Source organism: Thiolinea disciformis DSM 14473 (genome assembly GCF_000371925.1).
Classification (GTDB): Bacteria; Pseudomonadota; Gammaproteobacteria; order Thiotrichales; family Thiotrichaceae; genus Thiolinea; species Thiolinea disciformis.
Genome location: NZ_AQVE01000012.1, coordinates 23251 through 40040, shown reverse-complemented (window position 1 = coordinate 40040; position 16790 = coordinate 23251). Strand labels below are relative to the sequence as shown.

The 16790-nt window shown below is 42.8% G+C and carries 19 protein-coding genes; 11 read left to right on the top strand and 8 right to left on the bottom strand.

Translation table 11 applies throughout. The annotated features are described in order from the left end of the window. Positions 1-3: 3 nt before the first annotated feature. A complete protein-coding gene (locus tag A3IE_RS0110675; RefSeq protein ID WP_020395615.1) occupies positions 4-474 on the bottom strand; it encodes a hypothetical protein in 471 nt (156 codons plus the stop codon). Between the two features lie 135 nt (positions 475-609). Between A3IE_RS0110675 and A3IE_RS0110670 the strand changes: the two genes are divergently transcribed. Then, positions 610-2694, top strand: coding sequence for a molybdopterin-containing oxidoreductase family protein (locus A3IE_RS0110670; protein WP_020395614.1), 2085 nt, complete (start codon positions 610-612; stop codon positions 2692-2694). Between the two features lie 597 nt (positions 2695-3291). Here A3IE_RS0110670 and A3IE_RS0110665 read toward each other — a convergent pair. Next, on the bottom strand, positions 3292-4410 hold the full coding sequence (locus A3IE_RS0110665; RefSeq protein ID WP_020395613.1) for an Lrp/AsnC ligand binding domain-containing protein: 1119 nt from the start codon (positions 4408-4410) through the stop codon (positions 3292-3294). Positions 4411-4768: 358 nt separating this feature from the next. Between A3IE_RS0110665 and A3IE_RS0110660 the strand changes: the two genes are divergently transcribed. Beyond that, entirely contained in the window at positions 4769-6061 is a 1293-nt protein-coding gene (locus A3IE_RS0110660; RefSeq protein WP_020395612.1) for a class I SAM-dependent methyltransferase, read from the top strand. Between the two features lie 63 nt (positions 6062-6124). Further along, the gene (locus A3IE_RS0110655) at positions 6125-6886 is read left to right on the top strand and encodes a helix-turn-helix transcriptional regulator (RefSeq protein WP_020395611.1); all 762 of its coding nucleotides are present in this window, start codon (positions 6125-6127) and stop codon (positions 6884-6886) included. On the opposite strand, the gene A3IE_RS0110650 is transcribed toward A3IE_RS0110655, so the two are convergent. Further along, a complete protein-coding gene (locus tag A3IE_RS0110650; RefSeq protein WP_020395610.1) occupies positions 6855-7304 on the bottom strand; it encodes a hypothetical protein in 450 nt (149 codons plus the stop codon). The two genes, A3IE_RS0110655 and A3IE_RS0110650, sit on opposite strands and share 32 nt — an antisense overlap. A 108-nt stretch (positions 7305-7412) precedes the next feature. Between A3IE_RS0110650 and A3IE_RS0110645 the strand changes: the two genes are divergently transcribed. From A3IE_RS0110645 to A3IE_RS0110625, 5 genes are all read left to right on the top strand, one after another. After that, on the top strand, positions 7413-7793 hold the full coding sequence (locus A3IE_RS0110645) for a hypothetical protein (RefSeq protein WP_020395609.1): 381 nt from the start codon (positions 7413-7415) through the stop codon (positions 7791-7793). A gap of 86 nt (positions 7794-7879) precedes the next feature. Then, on the top strand, positions 7880-8938 hold the full coding sequence (gene nadA / locus A3IE_RS0110640; RefSeq protein WP_020395608.1) for a quinolinate synthase NadA: 1059 nt from the start codon (positions 7880-7882) through the stop codon (positions 8936-8938). Next, positions 8935-9516, top strand: coding sequence for an LOG family protein (locus A3IE_RS0110635; protein ID WP_020395607.1), 582 nt, complete (start codon positions 8935-8937; stop codon positions 9514-9516). Before nadA ends, A3IE_RS0110635 begins: the two co-directional genes overlap by 4 nt. An 81-nt stretch (positions 9517-9597) precedes the next feature. Next, positions 9598-10446: an NAD-dependent protein deacetylase gene (locus A3IE_RS0110630; protein WP_110721456.1), complete on the top strand. Its 849-nt coding sequence runs from the start codon at positions 9598-9600 to the stop codon at positions 10444-10446. Then, positions 10443-11279: an EcsC family protein gene (locus A3IE_RS0110625; RefSeq protein ID WP_020395605.1), complete on the top strand. Its 837-nt coding sequence runs from the start codon at positions 10443-10445 to the stop codon at positions 11277-11279. The genes A3IE_RS0110630 and A3IE_RS0110625 overlap by 4 nt, the downstream gene beginning before the upstream one ends. A 10-nt stretch (positions 11280-11289) precedes the next feature. Here A3IE_RS0110625 and A3IE_RS20435 read toward each other — a convergent pair whose 3' ends face one another. The 5 genes from A3IE_RS20435 to gshA form a co-directional block, all read right to left on the bottom strand. After that, on the bottom strand, positions 11290-11490 hold the full coding sequence (locus tag A3IE_RS20435) for a DUF1127 domain-containing protein (RefSeq protein WP_020395604.1): 201 nt from the start codon (positions 11488-11490) through the stop codon (positions 11290-11292). A 49-nt stretch (positions 11491-11539) separates the two neighbouring features. Continuing rightward, on the bottom strand, positions 11540-11737 hold the full coding sequence (locus A3IE_RS20430) for a DUF1127 domain-containing protein (protein ID WP_020395603.1): 198 nt from the start codon (positions 11735-11737) through the stop codon (positions 11540-11542). A gap of 30 nt (positions 11738-11767) precedes the next feature. After that, positions 11768-11947: a hypothetical protein gene (locus A3IE_RS0110610; protein ID WP_020395602.1), complete on the bottom strand. Its 180-nt coding sequence runs from the start codon at positions 11945-11947 to the stop codon at positions 11768-11770. Between the two features lie 253 nt (positions 11948-12200). Further along, entirely contained in the window at positions 12201-12524 is a 324-nt protein-coding gene (locus A3IE_RS20425; protein ID WP_211206823.1) for an RNA recognition motif domain-containing protein, read from the bottom strand. A 183-nt stretch (positions 12525-12707) separates the two neighbouring features. Continuing rightward, entirely contained in the window at positions 12708-14300 is a 1593-nt protein-coding gene (gene gshA, locus A3IE_RS0110600; protein ID WP_211206822.1) for a glutamate--cysteine ligase, read from the bottom strand. Between the two features lie 378 nt (positions 14301-14678). Between gshA and soxA the strand changes: the two genes are divergently transcribed. From soxA to cspE, 3 genes are all read left to right on the top strand, one after another. Beyond that, positions 14679-15515, top strand: coding sequence for a sulfur oxidation c-type cytochrome SoxA (gene soxA, locus A3IE_RS0110595; protein ID WP_020395599.1), 837 nt, complete (start codon positions 14679-14681; stop codon positions 15513-15515). Positions 15516-15525: 10 nt separating this feature from the next. Beyond that, a complete protein-coding gene (gene soxX / locus A3IE_RS0110590; RefSeq protein WP_020395598.1) occupies positions 15526-16146 on the top strand; it encodes a sulfur oxidation c-type cytochrome SoxX in 621 nt (206 codons plus the stop codon). A 346-nt stretch (positions 16147-16492) separates the two neighbouring features. Then, positions 16493-16702 carry a transcription antiterminator/RNA stability regulator CspE gene (cspE, locus tag A3IE_RS0110585; protein ID WP_020395597.1) on the top strand — a complete coding sequence of 70 codons (210 nt, stop codon included), beginning with the start codon at positions 16493-16495 and terminating at the stop codon, positions 16700-16702. Positions 16703-16790 lie beyond the last annotated feature (88 nt).

Genomic DNA, 16790 nt, shown 5'->3' with positions numbered 1-16790 from the left:
ATTTTAAAAATTGATTCCGTTTCTTATCCAAAAGGTATCGCCAGCATTAGCGATAGCCGGAAAAAAATCATCAATCCATAGACCTACTTTGACACCAAGCTGCTTTAAATAATCGCGTTTGCACTGGCCGTTAGAAGTATAAATGTCAATTTCTGTGCCTTTCAAAACGCTACAGATCTTTTGCATGTCTTCTTGATCACCTTCGCGAATCGTACAGACAACGGGTTTGCAACCGCGTTTGCGTAGGCAATTAATTAACTGCGTATAAAAATCTGGATCAGCAGTAATAGTATTATCAAAGTCAATAGCAACCACACGGGATTCTGGGTCGTCGCCGAGCGCATAAACATCAATCGAAAATTCATTAAATTCTGAAGTGAGGCTATGTTCTTGGTGGTGACGAATACATTCATCCAGAACCTCGTAGGGTAAACAAGGCCATTGTTGATGATAGTAAAAAGTTATTTCACACATATACCTCGTCCTCCGATTACACAGGTACTCCACTTCCCTCTCGCCCATTAGTTTACAAGAAATAGACTGGTTGCGGGTAGCGTTGGGTGATAATCTGTACGCTCTATCTCCTTAGATATACCTTGAGCGGCTAGCATGAAAACTTTCCATATTGTATGCCCACATGATTGTCCTGATACCTGCTCCATCCAAGTGAATGTGGATGAGTCAGGTCGTGCCATTAAAGTCCAAGGCAATCCACAGCATCCTACGACGGATGGTGTGTTGTGTACCAAAGTCTCGCGCTACTTAGATCGCGTTTATCATCCTGAGCGTTTGATGACCCCCTTGCGGCGCGTTGGTCGAAAAGGGGAGGGAAAATTTGAGCGCATTTCATGGGAGGAAGCATTAGCTAGCATTGCTGAGCAATTAAAATCTATTGCAGTCCGTAACCCCGAGGCCATCGTACCCTGTAGTTATGGTGGAACCATGGGCATTGTGCAAAAAGAAGGCATGGCTGCGCGCTTTTTTAATAAATTGGGTGCTTCCTTATTAGATAGAACGGTATGTGCTAGTGCGGGTGCTGCGGCTTTAAAAGCAACCTTGGGAGCGGGAGTTGGAACGGATTTAGAGCAAGTCCAAAATGCGCGCTTAATTCTAATTTGGGGGAGTAATCCAGTCGTTTGTGGGGTGCATTTTTGGCGGCGAGCTCAAGCAGCGCAGCGTCAAGGTGCTACCTTAATTGCAATTGATCCGCATCGCTCCTTGACTGCACAAAAGTGTGATCACCACCTAGCCCCTTTACCCGGAACTGATGGCGCTCTGGCCTTAGCCTTGATTCATATTCTGATTCGCGACAATTGGTTGGATCGCGATTACATTAATCATTATACCTTGGGGTTCGAGGCACTCAAACAACGCGCTGCTGATTTCCCACCTGAGAAAGCCGCGCAAATTTGTAGCCTTAGTGTTGAGCAAATAGAGCAATTAGGCGCAGTCATTGGTCAAACGGCCATACAAGCACAACAGCCTGTTTTAATCAAAGCGGGCTATGGGATGCAGCGTGTACGTGGTGGCGGTAATGCAGTACGTGCCATTGCTTGCATTCCTGCCTTGATTGGTGCATGGCGTCATGCTGCAGGTGGGCATTTAATGTCAACGTCGGGCATGTTTCCTATGGACACAGCCAGTCTGGAGCGTACCGATTTATGGCCAGAGGGTAAAAAACCACGCACAATTAATCTTAGCCAATTTGGCGATGCTTTATTGCAGCAGGGCGATGCGAAGTTCGGCGCAAAAGTTGAAGCGGTTATTGTGTACAACTGCAATCCCTTGGCGATTTTGCCCGATAGTGAAAAAGTGGTCGCTGGTTTTAAACGTGATGATTTATTCACAGTGGTGATTGAGCAGTTCCAAACCGATACGGCCGATTATGCGGATATTATTTTGCCAGCGACGACTCAATTTGAGCACGAGGATTTGCATAAGGCTTATGGGCACTATTATCTGATGAAGAATCAGGCCGCCATTGCGCCTTTGGGCGAATGTAAGCCTAATAGTGAGATTTTTCGTTTGTTGGCAGCACAGATGGGACTAGCAGATGCAGCACTACAAGCGGATGACGAAAGCATTATGCGCGATGCGGTGCACTGGGAGCATGAATATACGAACCAAATGCGCTGGGAGACTTTGCAAACTCAAGGTTGGGAGCGCTTAAACGTGGCGAATCCACCTTTTGCTAAGGGTGGTTTTCCGACAGCGTCTGGCAAGTGTGAGTTTTTCTCAGAAAGCTTAATGCAGCAAGGTATTGATCCTGTGCCGAATTTCGTTGAGCCGCATGAGTCGGTGTTTAGCCAGCCAGAACTAGCCAAGCAATTTCCTTTACAGATGATTTCACCACCAGAGCAACATTTCTTGAATAGCTCGTTTGTTAATGTGGACAGTTTGCGCAAGAAAACGCTGGAGCCGACCTTAGAACTTCATCCCAATGATGCAGCCGAACGCAACATTCAATCCGATCAGCCAGTACGCATTTTCAATAAACGCGGCAGTTTTCAAGCCAAGGCTCAGGTCACGGATCGTGCGCGTCCAGGTGTAGTGGTAGCGCCTTCGATTTGGTGGCGTAAATATTCGCGTGATGGGAAGAACTGTAACGGTGTCTCTAGTCAAGCGTTGACGGATATGGGCGCTGCTGCGACCTATTATGATTGTCTCGTTCAGGTTGAGGCACTTGCGTTTTAGGAGTTAGCGTGCATTTTACAGTCATTACCTATGGTTCTGAGGGGGACACTCGCCCCTCGTCGCCGTGTGTCGTGGTTTATTGGATGACATGAGCGTGTTCTCTTAGCTAATCGTTCTACTTTGGATTCAGCACCAGCGCAGCAGGTAACTGCGCTCGCGTTAGGGGGGGATTTGAAGGTTCATATCAGTGAAGGTTAGGCATACGGCAAGATGCTTGATCGTGAGATCAGATTGAACAGGATGTCAGATGTATTCAGGAAAATGGCGTTGCTTGCACGATTAAACATAATGAGCACTAGTCTAAGCGTTAAGCGGTTTTTTTAAAGATTTAGTAAAGCCACAAGTGACTTGCTTAATATTTAATCAAGTCTTGGAGTATTTTCCTACCTTGAAATAAAATAATTGTATGAGCTAATATAGCTCCAGTTAAGAAAAGTTTAATCTTTTGTTGACCTTCTAATCTCTCTACAAATTTTTTCTTTATGTGAATGAGATAAAACTCATTTACATAAAGAATTATTTTTTGAGTGAAATTTTATTAAAAATAAAGTTTTGTTAAGCTGGCTTTTTATATTTATTTTCTTAGAAATTATTATCTTATTTTCTACTTAGGTGATAAATTTTCTCTAAAAAATGCTCATAGCTATGGGATTTCTTCCAATTTGAGTTAAAAGTGTCTATATACATTTTTATAATTTCCACATTGCGATGGATGCTAATCTGCCCATTATCTTCATCATCCTTGTTGTTCTCGCTGCGTATACAAACAAAATTACTATCTAAAATAATGAAGTTCTCAAAAATGGGGCTTTTTGTTGAATTGATCCATTGACTATCTACTATTAGCCTAACTTCGCATCCTATCTTTTGAAAAAGATTGTATCTAGTTTCAATGCTAGGCCAATTAATTTTATAATTATTATTAGGAATGACAATAATTCTACGTGATTTTACTCCCTCCTGAATTAAGGTTTTTTCTTTTTCTAAGAAGTCTTCATAATTACTTAGGCTTTCATGATAATGATGCGTTGCCAGAATAAGTTTTTTAGTTCCATCAAGTAGTTTATGTTTTTCAATGCTAATTAAATCATTGTCTTTAATAACGATAGGATCTTCTTCCAGTATTTTTATTTCATCGAACAAGTGATTGAGCTTACGATAAATAAAATCCGCCACGCCATTATGTATATAGAGTCTCTCATTTTTGGGCGGTATGTCCATCATTTGATCTTGTTCGCGTTGCCAGTGTAGGGATTCTATTGCCTTATAGGTATGGCTACGCTTTACCCCTGGTAATTTGACTAATTTGGCTAGTAATGTATCCAAAAAGCGAAAGTTCTCAACCTGCACCTTAATAAAAATATCAAAGTCCCCTAGGACAGCCGCACATTCTTTTACACACTCCTCTGCTTTTAACATAGTTACTATTTCATACGTATATTGAGCATTGGTGTGGATTGCCACGTAATAAGTTTCTCGTTTGCCATGTAGGGGTTCGCTTAGTGAGCGGGGTTCTAAATTTAATGCTCTTTCAATACGCTTTGCTGCTTTATCCACGCAAGGTCGGGCGGAATGTGGATTTAAGTAATGTGTAATTGCTCCGACCGAACAACCTACCTCTAGAGCCAATGCCTCCTTACTACCTTTAAATTGAGTGTCCAAGATATGTGCCAGACGTTCTGCACGGATTTTAAATAAATCAAATCTATTATTCATAAAAATAGTTGTAACCCAGAATGATTGAAAATGAATTTGTTTGTTTGATTTAAGACATTTTTGTATTGATTGGATTCTGACACTTTTCCAAAAAAATCCACTATAAATCAAAATTGTTCAAAAATGTATCAAACTAATTCATTCCGTAACAAATTCTTAATAAACAAGCAAAATTTTCAACTTCTGCGTTCCAGCTAGAACTTTTTTGAAATAAGGTGGGTTTGTAGACAGCGAAGGAATCCATTAATCTAACTAGACGCTGCACAACAATTGAGGAGGAAATCTAACTTATCCCAACCTTGCCTTTATCTTGGCGACTTAATTACTAATTCAATAATTATTATTATCAGGGTGTCCCATGAAAGAAAAACCTAAGTCTCAAGCTTTGACCTTGAAGGCTTTTAATCTCAATAATTTACCAAGCCTTTTAAAAGTAGCTGACTCTCCTCATGATTTGAAAAGAGTTAAAGCTTTTAGAGAGAAAATTTTTAGACCTTTATATCCTCATTTGACTAATGCTGACCATGATCAGCATGATTATGCTGCCGTTCATCTTTTTACCGAAGATATACAGGGTAATATAGTGAGTTCAGCACGATTGGTATTTGATAGTGAGTACGACTTGCCTGCTGATACTTACGCTAAAACATGGCTAGATAATCAACGTCAACTGGGCGCTAAATTAATGGAGGTAAGTCGTTTTGCTATTGATGACGACGATCGCCAGATAAGTTTGCTACGCATTTATCATCGTGCTTTTTATGAAATAGCACGAGCTAATCATATTGAAAAAATAATGATCGTTATTAATAAGAAAAGCCTGAAATTCTATGCGAATCGGGTAGGCGCTAAAATGGTGCTTAATTCTATTAATGCTATAGCCGGTAGTGAATTTGAGTTTAGTTGTATGGAATGGAATACAAAGTTAACTAAATCAAGCTTTATACAGTGGATAAAAGGAGAAGAGAAATTGCTTGCCTCTAAAAAATTACCTAAGAAAGCAGGGAAGTATTCAATTCGTCAATGGAATCAATATAGCCGTTTCTTTGCGAGTGTTTATACCCATGTACAACGTGAATTATATCATGAGGCGGTCAGTTATTTGACAGGCCATGTGGTCGATCTAGGGGCAGGTCCAGCACGGATTGCGCCTTTATTAGCCGATAAGCCGGATGTGACTGCTTATACCGGTATTGAATACGCGGCAGAGATGGTAGAAATTGCGCGTTTCACTTTGCAAAATATTAATAAGCCAAGCTTTGAAGTGCTACACCAAGCGATAGAAGAAACGGAAGGACTGTTTGATTCGGCGGTATCGCTTCAGTCATTCTATGCTTGGACTAGCCCACTGAATACTTTAAACTATATTTATGAACTACTTAAGCCGGGTGCTTTGTTGGTGTTAGCGACACCCAATCGCCATTTTAATCAGGCTAAACTGTTTCATGATGCAGAGAAAGAGTTGATGTGGCATCCTGATTTTGAAGCTTTTAAAGCCTACAATTTTCAGCTAGCAGCAAACCCTAGCGCTAATTTTGTAGCCATGAACGAGTTATTAGATTTTTTGCGTAATGCGGGTTTTGATATCCAAAGCTGCCATTCCAAGCATTATCAAGGGATGGTGAATTTTGTGATAGCACAAAAAATGTAATAATCATTATTGATTATGATGGGTTAGAAGGAGTGTCAGTCTTCTAACCTTTTCGAGGAACATATGGGTAAGTACCTCATAGGGGATTTAGTAACTGGACTTTATGCTGCTGAATCGCTTGAAGACCGTTTTGCTTTATTTGAGCGAACCGTACAAGTTTTAGGTTTTGAAAGCTGTGCTTATACCTTTATTCCAAGCGTTTTATACGAAACTTCTTTTAATGCTTCGCCACGTTTTATTCATTCCGATACATTTTCAAGTGGTTTTATTGAGCAGTATGCTTATGAGCGCTTTGATAAACATGATTTTACTATCAAAGCCACTAAAGAGTATAAACTCTATCCCATGGATTGGCAGGAATATGCGAAGTCGGATTATTTAACTGATTCAGAAAAGAGTGTTTTAAAACTTGCTCAAGAGGATTATCAGATTAAACATGGTGTTTCTATACCTGTGATGTATGAAAAAATAGGTATGGCTGGATTTAGCTTCACTAATTCTTCAAAAGATTATAGCTTTAATGCTCTCAAACAAGAAAATTTAGAAACTTTGCATTTATGCTCAAAAGCGTTTAACGATATAGCTTTTTCACGCCCTTATTCCTATTATCGGTTTATTCCCAAGGTTTTAGTGAATTTAACCACCAAAGAAAAAATTGTATTAAGGTATGTCATGCAAGGTAAAAGTATGACAGACTTGGGAAATTCTAATGAGGGAATTTCTAAACGTTATGGGGAAAAAATTTTATTAGGCTTGCGTGATAAGTTTGGTAATGTCTCGACGCATCAGTTGGTTAATTATGTGAGCCAACTGAATTTAATTTAACACGTCTTGCTATGATCAGTCTGAGCCAATAGCCGAGCGCTATGCTAACTAGTACAGGCAAGCCTGCTGGAATGCCAAGCCAATGTTGATTGGTTTCATGCACCCACCAAAAACCAAAACGATTCCAAGTAGTTTTGATACTAGGTTGTTTGTAAGGTGCGTGAAAAAAGTCGGCGGCTAGATCAAAGCTAGCATAATATTTATGAGTTTTTATGGGCTGCCAACTGACGCCTTGTCCTATTAATAAGCTCCCATTCCCCGGCCACCAAAGACGCTCGTAGCGAAACTTTACTTGTGAGCTGATCACCTGTTCATGGTCAAAGCCGAGAGAATGATGGAAATGATAAGAGCTTAGCCATAATACGCTCACTATAAATAATACAATCGCATTAAGCCAATAACTCCATTTCACGAACATAAGCTATCCAATCATAAGCTTTAGGACAATAGTGTAGTCTTTTACGGAAACACTCGTTCAATAGTTGGCTATGCTAAGCTTTAAACACCACTTGAGGAGAAATGCACAATGGCAGTCAGTATTCAATTTCGCACCAACGATCCCACCGTTATGGAGGCACTATCTGAGCAAATACAAGAGGATTTGGCAGCAGTGGGCTTAGCAGAGAGTTTAGATTTGAGCGAGCCGAGTTTGGAAGCTACTACAGGGGTAACACGTAGTGCTGACCCGACGACATGGGCGACGATAATAATGACAGCGGTCGGTACGGGGGGCGCATTATCGGTGCTATTAAGTAAAGATGGCGTATTAGCGGCATTGGCAGCTGTATTAGAAAAATATGTGGAAGGGCGTAAAGTCGATATTGTAATCGATAAAGGGAATGGTGAGAAAGTTCAAGTTAGTGGCCCTGCCAGTGAAATTCAGGGTATCCTCAAGCAACTCCGCTAAAGGTTAGTTTAGCGCTTAGTGCTTGAAACTAAGCGCATTCTCGCCCATGCTTATTTCACTCTTGAACCAGTAGAAATCTGCCGAACATGAAAGCTAATAGTCCTACTATACCCCTTATTAAAGTACCCTTGACGGCTCACATTGAGTCTTTGAACCCGAGTTATACGCCACAACAAAAAGCCGAAGTGAAAGCCAAGATAGCGCAAAAACTACGCGAACAAGATGCAGTATTGGTGGCGCATTATTATGTGGATCGCGATATTCAAGTGTTGGCAGAGGAAACGGGCGGTTATGTATCTGATTCCTTAGACATGGCTCGCTTCGGCAATGAACACCCAGCGAAGACCTTAGTGGTTGCTGGCGTGCGCTTTATGGGTGAAACCGCAAAAATTCTAAATCCCGAAAAACGTGTGTTAATGCCAACCTTGGAGGCTGAATGTTCTTTGGATTTAGAATGCCCGATTGATGAATTTGGTGCGTTTGTAGACCAGCATCCGGATCGCACCGTTGTGGTTTATTCCAATACCAGCGCGGCTGTGAAAGCGCGAGCCGACTATGTGGTGACTTCTAGCATTGCGGTGGAATTAATTAGCTGGCTAGACGAACAGGGCAAAAAAATTCTGTGGGCGCCCGATCGTCATTTAGGTGACTATATTCAGCGCGTTACGGGCGCGGATATGGTGCTGTGGAAAGGCTCTTGCATTGTGCATGATGAATTCAAATTCCGCGCGCTGGAGGACATGAAACAACAATATCCTGCTGCAGGGGTGTTAGTGCATCCTGAATCACCGCGCGAAGTGATTAAACTCGCCGATGCAGTGGGTTCCACGACGCAATTAATCAAAGCAGCACAAAACTTACCTAATAAGCAATTCATAGTGGCGACCGATAAAGGTATTTTCTACAAAATGCAGCAGGCTGCGCCCGATAAAGAATTTATTGCTGCGCCAACGATGGGTGAGGGAGCGACCTGCAAAAGCTGCGCGCATTGCCCATGGATGGCGATGAATGGTTTGCATAATATTTTGCGTGTGTTAGAAACGGGCGCTAATGAGATTCATGTGGATGAGGCGATTCGGGTAAAGGCGCTGCGCTCGACGCAACGTATGCTCGATTTTGCCAACATGCGTCGGGCTAAAGGATGACCGAATTAAAACATATCTGTGTGTATTGCGGCTCGAATCTAGGGCGTCAAGCTATTTACAAAGAATCGGCTCAGGCTCTGGGCAAGGCATTAGTGGAGCGTGATTTAGGTCTGGTGTATGGCGGGGCGCATGTCGGTTTAATGGGCGTGCTGGCCGACACTGTGATGAGTCTAGGTGGACGTGTGATTGGCATCATGCCCGAGTCTTTGATGCAATACGAGGTCGCGCATCATGGTTTAACGCGCCTAGAAGTCGTACCGTCTATGCATGAGCGCAAGCATCGTATGGCCGAGCTTTCTGATGGATTTATTGCGCTACCCGGTGGGGTGGGAACCTTAGAGGAGCTCTTTGAAATTTGGACGTGGGCACAGTTGAGTTTCCACCAAAAGCCCTGCGGCTTGCTTAATATAGCGGGCTATTACGATCAACTGCATGCTTTTCTAAAACATACGGTGGATGAGCAATTTGTTAAGTCAAGCCATTATCAAATGCTCTTGGTCGAACAAGAGTCCAGCACTTTGTTAGAGCGTTTTGCCGCCTATCAAGCACCTATTATTGAGAAGTGGCACACGCGTTAAGTCCCACTGGCGATTGGGTCGATTTGCAGGCGTGATGAAAGCATTGCAAACTAAAATTTTTAATCGTTTGATCATTGAAACATGCCTATGCCAGAGCCTGCACTGGATTCTCTCATTACGTTCGTGACACAGCAGCCACGTTTGGTCGTGCTGACCGGTGCGGGTATTAGTTTGGCATCGGGTATTCCGACTTATCGCGATGAAAACGGCGTTTGGTTGCGTGGTGAGCCACTCCAACATCCAGATTTTATTAAGCATGAAGCGACACGGCGCCGTTATTGGCTGCGTTCGTTTGTCGGTTGGCCACGTATTTACCAAACCCAGCCGAATCAAGCTCATCAGGCTTTGGTTGAGCTAGAAAAGTTAGGGCATGTCGATTTGTTAATTACTCAAAACGTGGATAATTTGCATCAGCGTGCGGGTAGTCGTCATGTGATTGACCTGCATGGCAATTTAACCGAAGTCATTTGCCTTGATTGTAACGCTATAAGCTCACGCGCTGAAATGCAGCGGCGCTTGGCTGAACTAAATCCCCACTTAGTCACTATCCACGCTGAGCAACGTCCCGATGGCGATGCGGAGGTAGCGGGTGACAGTCATGATGCCTTACGTGTTCCCGCATGTACCCGATGCGGCGGTACGCTGATGCCCGACGTGGTTTTTTTTGGAGGCACTGTGCCCAAAGCGCGGGTAGAGCGTTGTTTGAATGCGTTGCAACAAGCAGATGCTTTATTGGTCATCGGCAGTTCGCTTAAGGTTTATTCGGGCTATCGTTTTTGCCTACGCGCTAAAGAGTGGAATAAACCAATTGCCTTATTAAATCCGGGTTGGACGCGGGCGGATGAATTGGCGCAGTTAAAAATGGCGGCACCAGCGGCTGAATTGCTGACCGGTTTAGTCCAGCACTTAGCGGCTAAGGAGTTACTATGAGTGAATTTGTGCGTGTCTTAACGCCGAAAAGCAAAGACTGGGAAGATTTAAAATATGCCAAGGAGTTGTTGGAAAATCCGGGTCTGATTGCACGGATGAGTAATGTACTGGGTACACCGATTGAGAAAGCTTTATCTGTTTTACCGAAAGCAGCCCATGATTTGATTAGCAAAGCCACTCACTATGCCTTGGAGTCAGCCTTAGATCTGTCTATTGCTAGCTTGGCTTCTAATCCACAGTCTGGCAAATGGCAGGAGGCGTCAAATTGGTTTCATAAGACTATCGCCGGTGTTTCTGGTGCGGCAGGTGGTGCTTTTGGCATGAGTGCTCTGGCGATTGAGTTACCCATTTCGACAGCAATTATTTTACGTTCGATTGCAGATATAGCGCGCAGTGAGGGTGAAGATATTCTCAGTCCGGAGGGACGGATTGCCTGTCTAGAAGTGTTTGCCTTAGGGGGTGCTAGTGATAGCGATAATGCGGCTGAGTCGGGTTATTTTGCTGTACGTGCTGCCTTAGCAAAGTCAGTCACCGATGCGGCGCATTATGTGGCAGCGAACGGAGCTGTACAAAAGACTGCACAGCCCCTTGTTCGATTAATTACGCAGATTGCCCAACGTTTTGGCGTACCCGTGACCCAAAAAGCTGTCGCACAGTCACTACCATTAATCGGTGCGGCAGGCGGCGCTTTGGTCAATACGTTGTTTATTGATCACTTCCAAAACGTGAGTCGCGGTCATTTTATCGTGCGACGTTTGGAGCGTGAATATGGTAAGGAGGCCGTCAAGACTGCTTATCAACAGTTACCCAAAAAACCTCTAGAGAATCATTGAGGCGTTGGGGTTAAGCAGCTTGGCGAGGATCAACAATACCACGGCGTACAGCGTCTTCAATCTGTCCACGGGTAATGCCAATATCTTCCAATTCACGATCATTCATCGCCTGCAAAGAGCGGATAGCTTTACGCAATTCGCTTTCTGAGTGTTGACTGTTTGCATTGCCTAAGTGGAAGAAACCACCAAATAATTGTTTAATATCGATCATTATTCTTTATCCTTTTGCTAGTGAGTGCTTTTTTATTGTATAAGGTGACTTAGGCAGCTTTGCGAGGTGCGTCAATACCTGCACGGCCATGAATTACAGCATATTCAATGTCACTACGTGATAAACCTAAATCGTTCAGTTCACGATCATTCATAGCTTGTAATTCAGCCACTGCGCGGCGAATTTCGCTTTTTGAGTTAGCGCCAAAGCTAAATAAGTTGCTTAATAAACTTTTAATGTCTTTCATGTTATATTTCCTACTACTCTGTCTTTTTTATTAATCAAATAAACCAAAGCGTACCGCATTTTCAATACTATCGCGTGTAAGGCCAAGGTTTTGTAACTGACTATCATTCATTGCTTTTAAATCCTGAATCGCACGCAAAATTTCAAGTTGCCGTTCACGTTCAAGATCGTTTTCGAGACTAAAATGAATAAAGCCGCTATCTAAATTCATTATGTTGCTCATACGACGTACCTATTGTTTAACTATAATTTTTTTACTGTTTTTCGAGTGTGTAGCTTAGAGGGAATGTTGCGCTGCAACAAGCGAGATTTTTTTGAGTATCAGGTTATATTTTTTGATCCGAAATAAATCGGTAGTGAATGCAGGATAGAGGGTGGTATTGAAGAAATGAAAGGTAAGAAATAAAAAAAGCGGGTCGTAAAAGTCAACCCGCTTGGTATATGTTTAAGCTTTTTAGTGCGAGTTAGTAGCGATTTTGACGGAAACCACCACCATCACGACGAGGTGGACGACCACCGCCACCTGTATTTTCACGAGGTTTTGCTTCGTTTACTTTTGCATTACGACCACCGATATCAGTGTCGTTTAAACCATTGATAGCAGCTTGTGCTGAGCTATTATCTGGCATTTCTACGAAGCCAAAGCCTTTTGAACGGCCGGTCTCTTTGTCTTTAATAATACTGACTTTGCTAACATCACCGAAAGCACTAAAAATGCTGCGGAGGTCTTCTTCAGTGGTGCCGTAGGCCAGGTTTCCAACGTAAATATTCACTTGTAATCGTCTCATCTATTTGTGCGCTGCGGAAATCAATCAGTGAACAGGCAAGCAGTCGCACAAATTACCTGTCACACTCAACAAGAGTCTATTGAGTAATTAACTCAATCCCTAGTGTATAGTAGATTTAGCACAAACACAGGGAAATATATTGAAATTTTTTTAATCTCTATCGCTTTTATTCGAATAATTTCTTTATAACGTCCCAGCAAAATAACGCTCTAAAAATTGATCCAAACTCATATGATCGGCCTTTTCAATAACTTGTTGTTTTTCAAGGGAAGTCTTGGCCATCTGCTCAAACGTGTGTTGCAATGCAGCAGGAATGTGTTGTTGTAAGAAATACTCACGATGCTCTAGCGATTTGCGGTGCGCAAAACAGAAAAAGCTTTCTTTATTTTCACGCATTTCTTCTAACATTCGTGCGGAGGGCGTTAAATCTTGGTGGCAAACTAATTCTTGTTGATTGGCTAGCGCTTCACGATATAAGTTGTGTTTTTCACCGCGCGATTGATCAAGTAGCTGAGCAACACCTGACATATTTTTCAGTAGTTCACCCGCCCAGACACAAATATCGATTGACTCCTGAGAACGCTGCAGTAGTAAGCCGGGCTTACGTCCTTGATGGGCTACCAGTGCTTGATTTTGGCTGATTTGTAGCATATCGGAGCTACTGAGGGGGGGGCTTTCTTGGAATAAACAAAAGTGCATAAACACTTCAAGGAAGGCCAATTGTAGGCGAGTTAGGCCAGCCGGATGGAAGGCATTAATATCAATCGAGCGTAATTCTAGATAACGAATACCGCGTTGACTTAAAGCTAGGCTGGGTTTTTCGAATCCTTCTAAGGGTTGTTTAGGTCGAACAGAACTATAGTATTCATTTTCGATTTGTAGAATATTGGTATTTAGTTGGCGATATTCATTGTTAACTTTAATGCCAATTTCTTCATAAGGCGGCCAAGACGTGTTAATCGCTTTGCTAAGCCCTGCAATATATTCCTCAAGAGAGTTATAGCCAACGTTCACCCCAGTATCTTTTTCTTTGCGATTATTATAGCCAATATTTCCCATTCTTAAGGAAGTGCCAAAAGGCTCATACAGGGTATATTTATCGAATTCCTGCATGGTGGCGGGAGGGGTACGCCCTGATAAGAAACTACGGCAGACCGCTGGGGATGAGCCAAACAAATACAAAATTAACCAGCCGTAGCGTAATAAGTTACGGGTGATATTCATGTATTGTTCATTAGTGAAGCTGCGCGCGGACTTGTGGCTTTCTTGCAGTTCTTTTTGCCAAATAGGCCAAAAATCCTCCGCAATCGAGTAGTTAAAATGCACGCCAGCAATCACTTGCATGGTTTTGCCATAACGCCATGCCAAGCCTTGGCGATAGATATGCTTCATGCGCCCAGCATTAGACTGCCCGTATTCGGCAATCGGAATATCGTCTTCTCCGTCTAAGACGCAAGGCATACTGGTGGTCCACAGCAGTTCGTCATGCAATTGTTGATACACAAAGGCTTCAATACTAAGTAGGAAGTCTAGGGCATCTTCTGAACTACGCTGAGGTGGTGTAATCAGTTCTAATAAGGCCTCGGAATAATCTGTGGTAATCCAAGGATGGGTTAGGGCGGAACCTAGCACACGTGGATGAGGGGTATGAGCAAGGCGGCTTTGCGGCGTGACCCGTAAGCTTTCTTTTTCTAATCCGGTGGCACTTCCTCGTAAGTAAGGTGTTAAATTTTGCGTGTCAAGCGCACGCAGACGTTGTTCTAAACGTTGATACACAATCTCCTCCATTCTTAGGCAGGCTTAGGTCTATGAGGGGTAGGCATAGAGCTGATAATGAGTTTGTCAGTTTAAGTCACCATGCCTTCAAGCAACAACCCAGCGGCTGTACGGTTATTTTTTCTGCGCTTTCTTTTAAAATTTATTTGGGATTAGGGCGCTAGAGTGAGCTATATCGTCACTTAATCGGTTGAGGTCTAAGCAAACAAAAGCAAGATTGCCTTATTTAAAACAAGGGTTTTCAGTTTTAAGGTGAGCCTTCAAAAGAGATAGTTAGGAGTTTCTCAATTGACTTTTATCAATCAGCGCGGTACTAAGATAAGCCAATTAGAGCGTACAACAGATGAGTAAATCTGTTTTTATGATTGGGAGGAGAGTATGGCAAAACTAACCCAGCCTAGCTGGTTATTAGCCTGTGCAATAGGCTTTGGTATTAGTACGGCTATAGCACAGGATAATGCAGACCAAGGTGCTAGCGTTGATGATTATCGTGAGATGACTTACGGTGATCGCGATGCGAATCCTGCATTACTGGTTGTGGATCGTGGTGAGCAACTTTTTAAAGAAAAGCGTGGCCCTAAGAATGTTTCTTTAGAAACTTGTGATTTTGGTTTGGGTGCTGGTGTTGTGAAAGGTGCTTATGCACAGATGCCACGCTATTTTAAAGATACCGACCGCGTTCAAGATTTAGAATCTCGTTTACTCACCTGCATGACTGAAATTCAAGGTTTTGATGCAGCCGACGTGACGACTAAGACCTTTGCTGACGAGCGCATCAATGAGCCTAATATGGATATTGAAGCGCTGGCTGCTTATGTAGCTGTGCAGTCTGATGGTATGAAGCTCAATCCTCCCGCTGATCACCCTAAAGAAAAAGAAGCGATTGCTATGGGTGAACAATTATTTTGGCATCGTCATGGACCTTTGGATTTTTCGTGTGCGACTTGTCACTCTGCAGATGGCAAGCGGATTCGTCTCCAGAATTTAGGTAATTTCTATACTGCTAAGGATGCGCAGAAAACGATGGGATCTTGGCCAACCTACCGTGTTTCCCATGGCTTAGCACGTAATATGCAGCATCGTATGTGGGATTGTCATTGGCAAATGCGCTTACCAGATTTGGAGTATGGCTCTCCGATGTCAACGGCCTTATTGGCCTTCTTAAGCCATCAAGCTAAAGATGCACCGATGGTTCTTCCCGGTATGACACGTTAAGGAGCTAGCGATGAACTACATTAAACCTGTAACCTTGTCTGCTTTAGCGCTAATCGCAAGCTTTAGCGTGTATGCGGATGATATGCAAGCCAAAGTGCAGGCGTATATCAAGAGCGGTTTCCATAAAGGTAAAAACCAAGATCCTAAGCGGCTTGAACAAGATGAAACACTAAAAGTGTGCTCAGAAACACGCGGTAAAGTTTCTGGTGAGCAAGCCAAGGCGATTGTCGAACGTGAAAAAGCTACGATTAAATATCCTGCGAATGGGATTTTGATGGGGAATTGGCAGAAAGGTAAAAAAGCCTTCACCGATGGTTTTGCAATGCGTATTGGACGTTATGAGCCCGATGCGCCCGACAAAGTACGGGGTGGCAACTGCTATGCCTGTCACGCTGCTGACCCGAAAGAGCTAGCTGCGGGTAATTTGGGGACGAATTTAAGAGGTTATGGCAAAATTCGCGGTAATACTTGGGATACCGTGAAATATACCTATGACAAAATCTACAATGCACAATCCGTTATTCCTTGCTCGAATATGCCGCGCCTTGGTCATAATGGGGTATTAAGTCCTGAACAGATCGCGGACATTGTGTCTTTTTTGGTTGACCCCGCCTCTCCCGTTAACAAATAAATAGTGTTTTATGAGTCGTGCATCAAAAAACAGCGAAGCTTAGCGTTTTTTGGTGCGCACTCTATTAAAAATCAATTATTTCCATTAGTCGGCAAGATGTGATTAAAGCCACTACTTGACTTAAAATAGCGGTGTAAGTTTATAAAAGCTTATGCTACTATCAAAACTGGCCTGTGATACAGACCCTACTATATGCAACAAATAGAAATTGAACACTTCGCTACACCGCTTCTTCGTGAGTCATGTTGTGTCAGAAGATTCATTCCCGTTTTGTCATCATAAGTAACTCTACATTGCGGCTTTACACGCGCTTTGCGCATTATTTATTGAAAATTCTGGAGATAACATGGCTAGATTAACTGGCACAGTAAAATGGTTTAACGCTGAGAAAGGTTTTGGTTTCATCAACCAAGACAATGGCGGCGCTGACGTATTCGTACACTTCCGTGCGATTAAATCTGACGGCTATAAAACCTTAACCGAAGGTCAAAAAGTTTCTTTCGAAGCTGAACAAGGCCAAAAAGGTTTGCAAGCTGCTAACGTACAGCCAATGTAATCATTGACTTGCTAAGCTAGCATCTAAAAAAGACGCTTCGGCGTCTTTTTTTATGGGCGGCGTTTAAACAGGGGGAGTTTTTACTGCA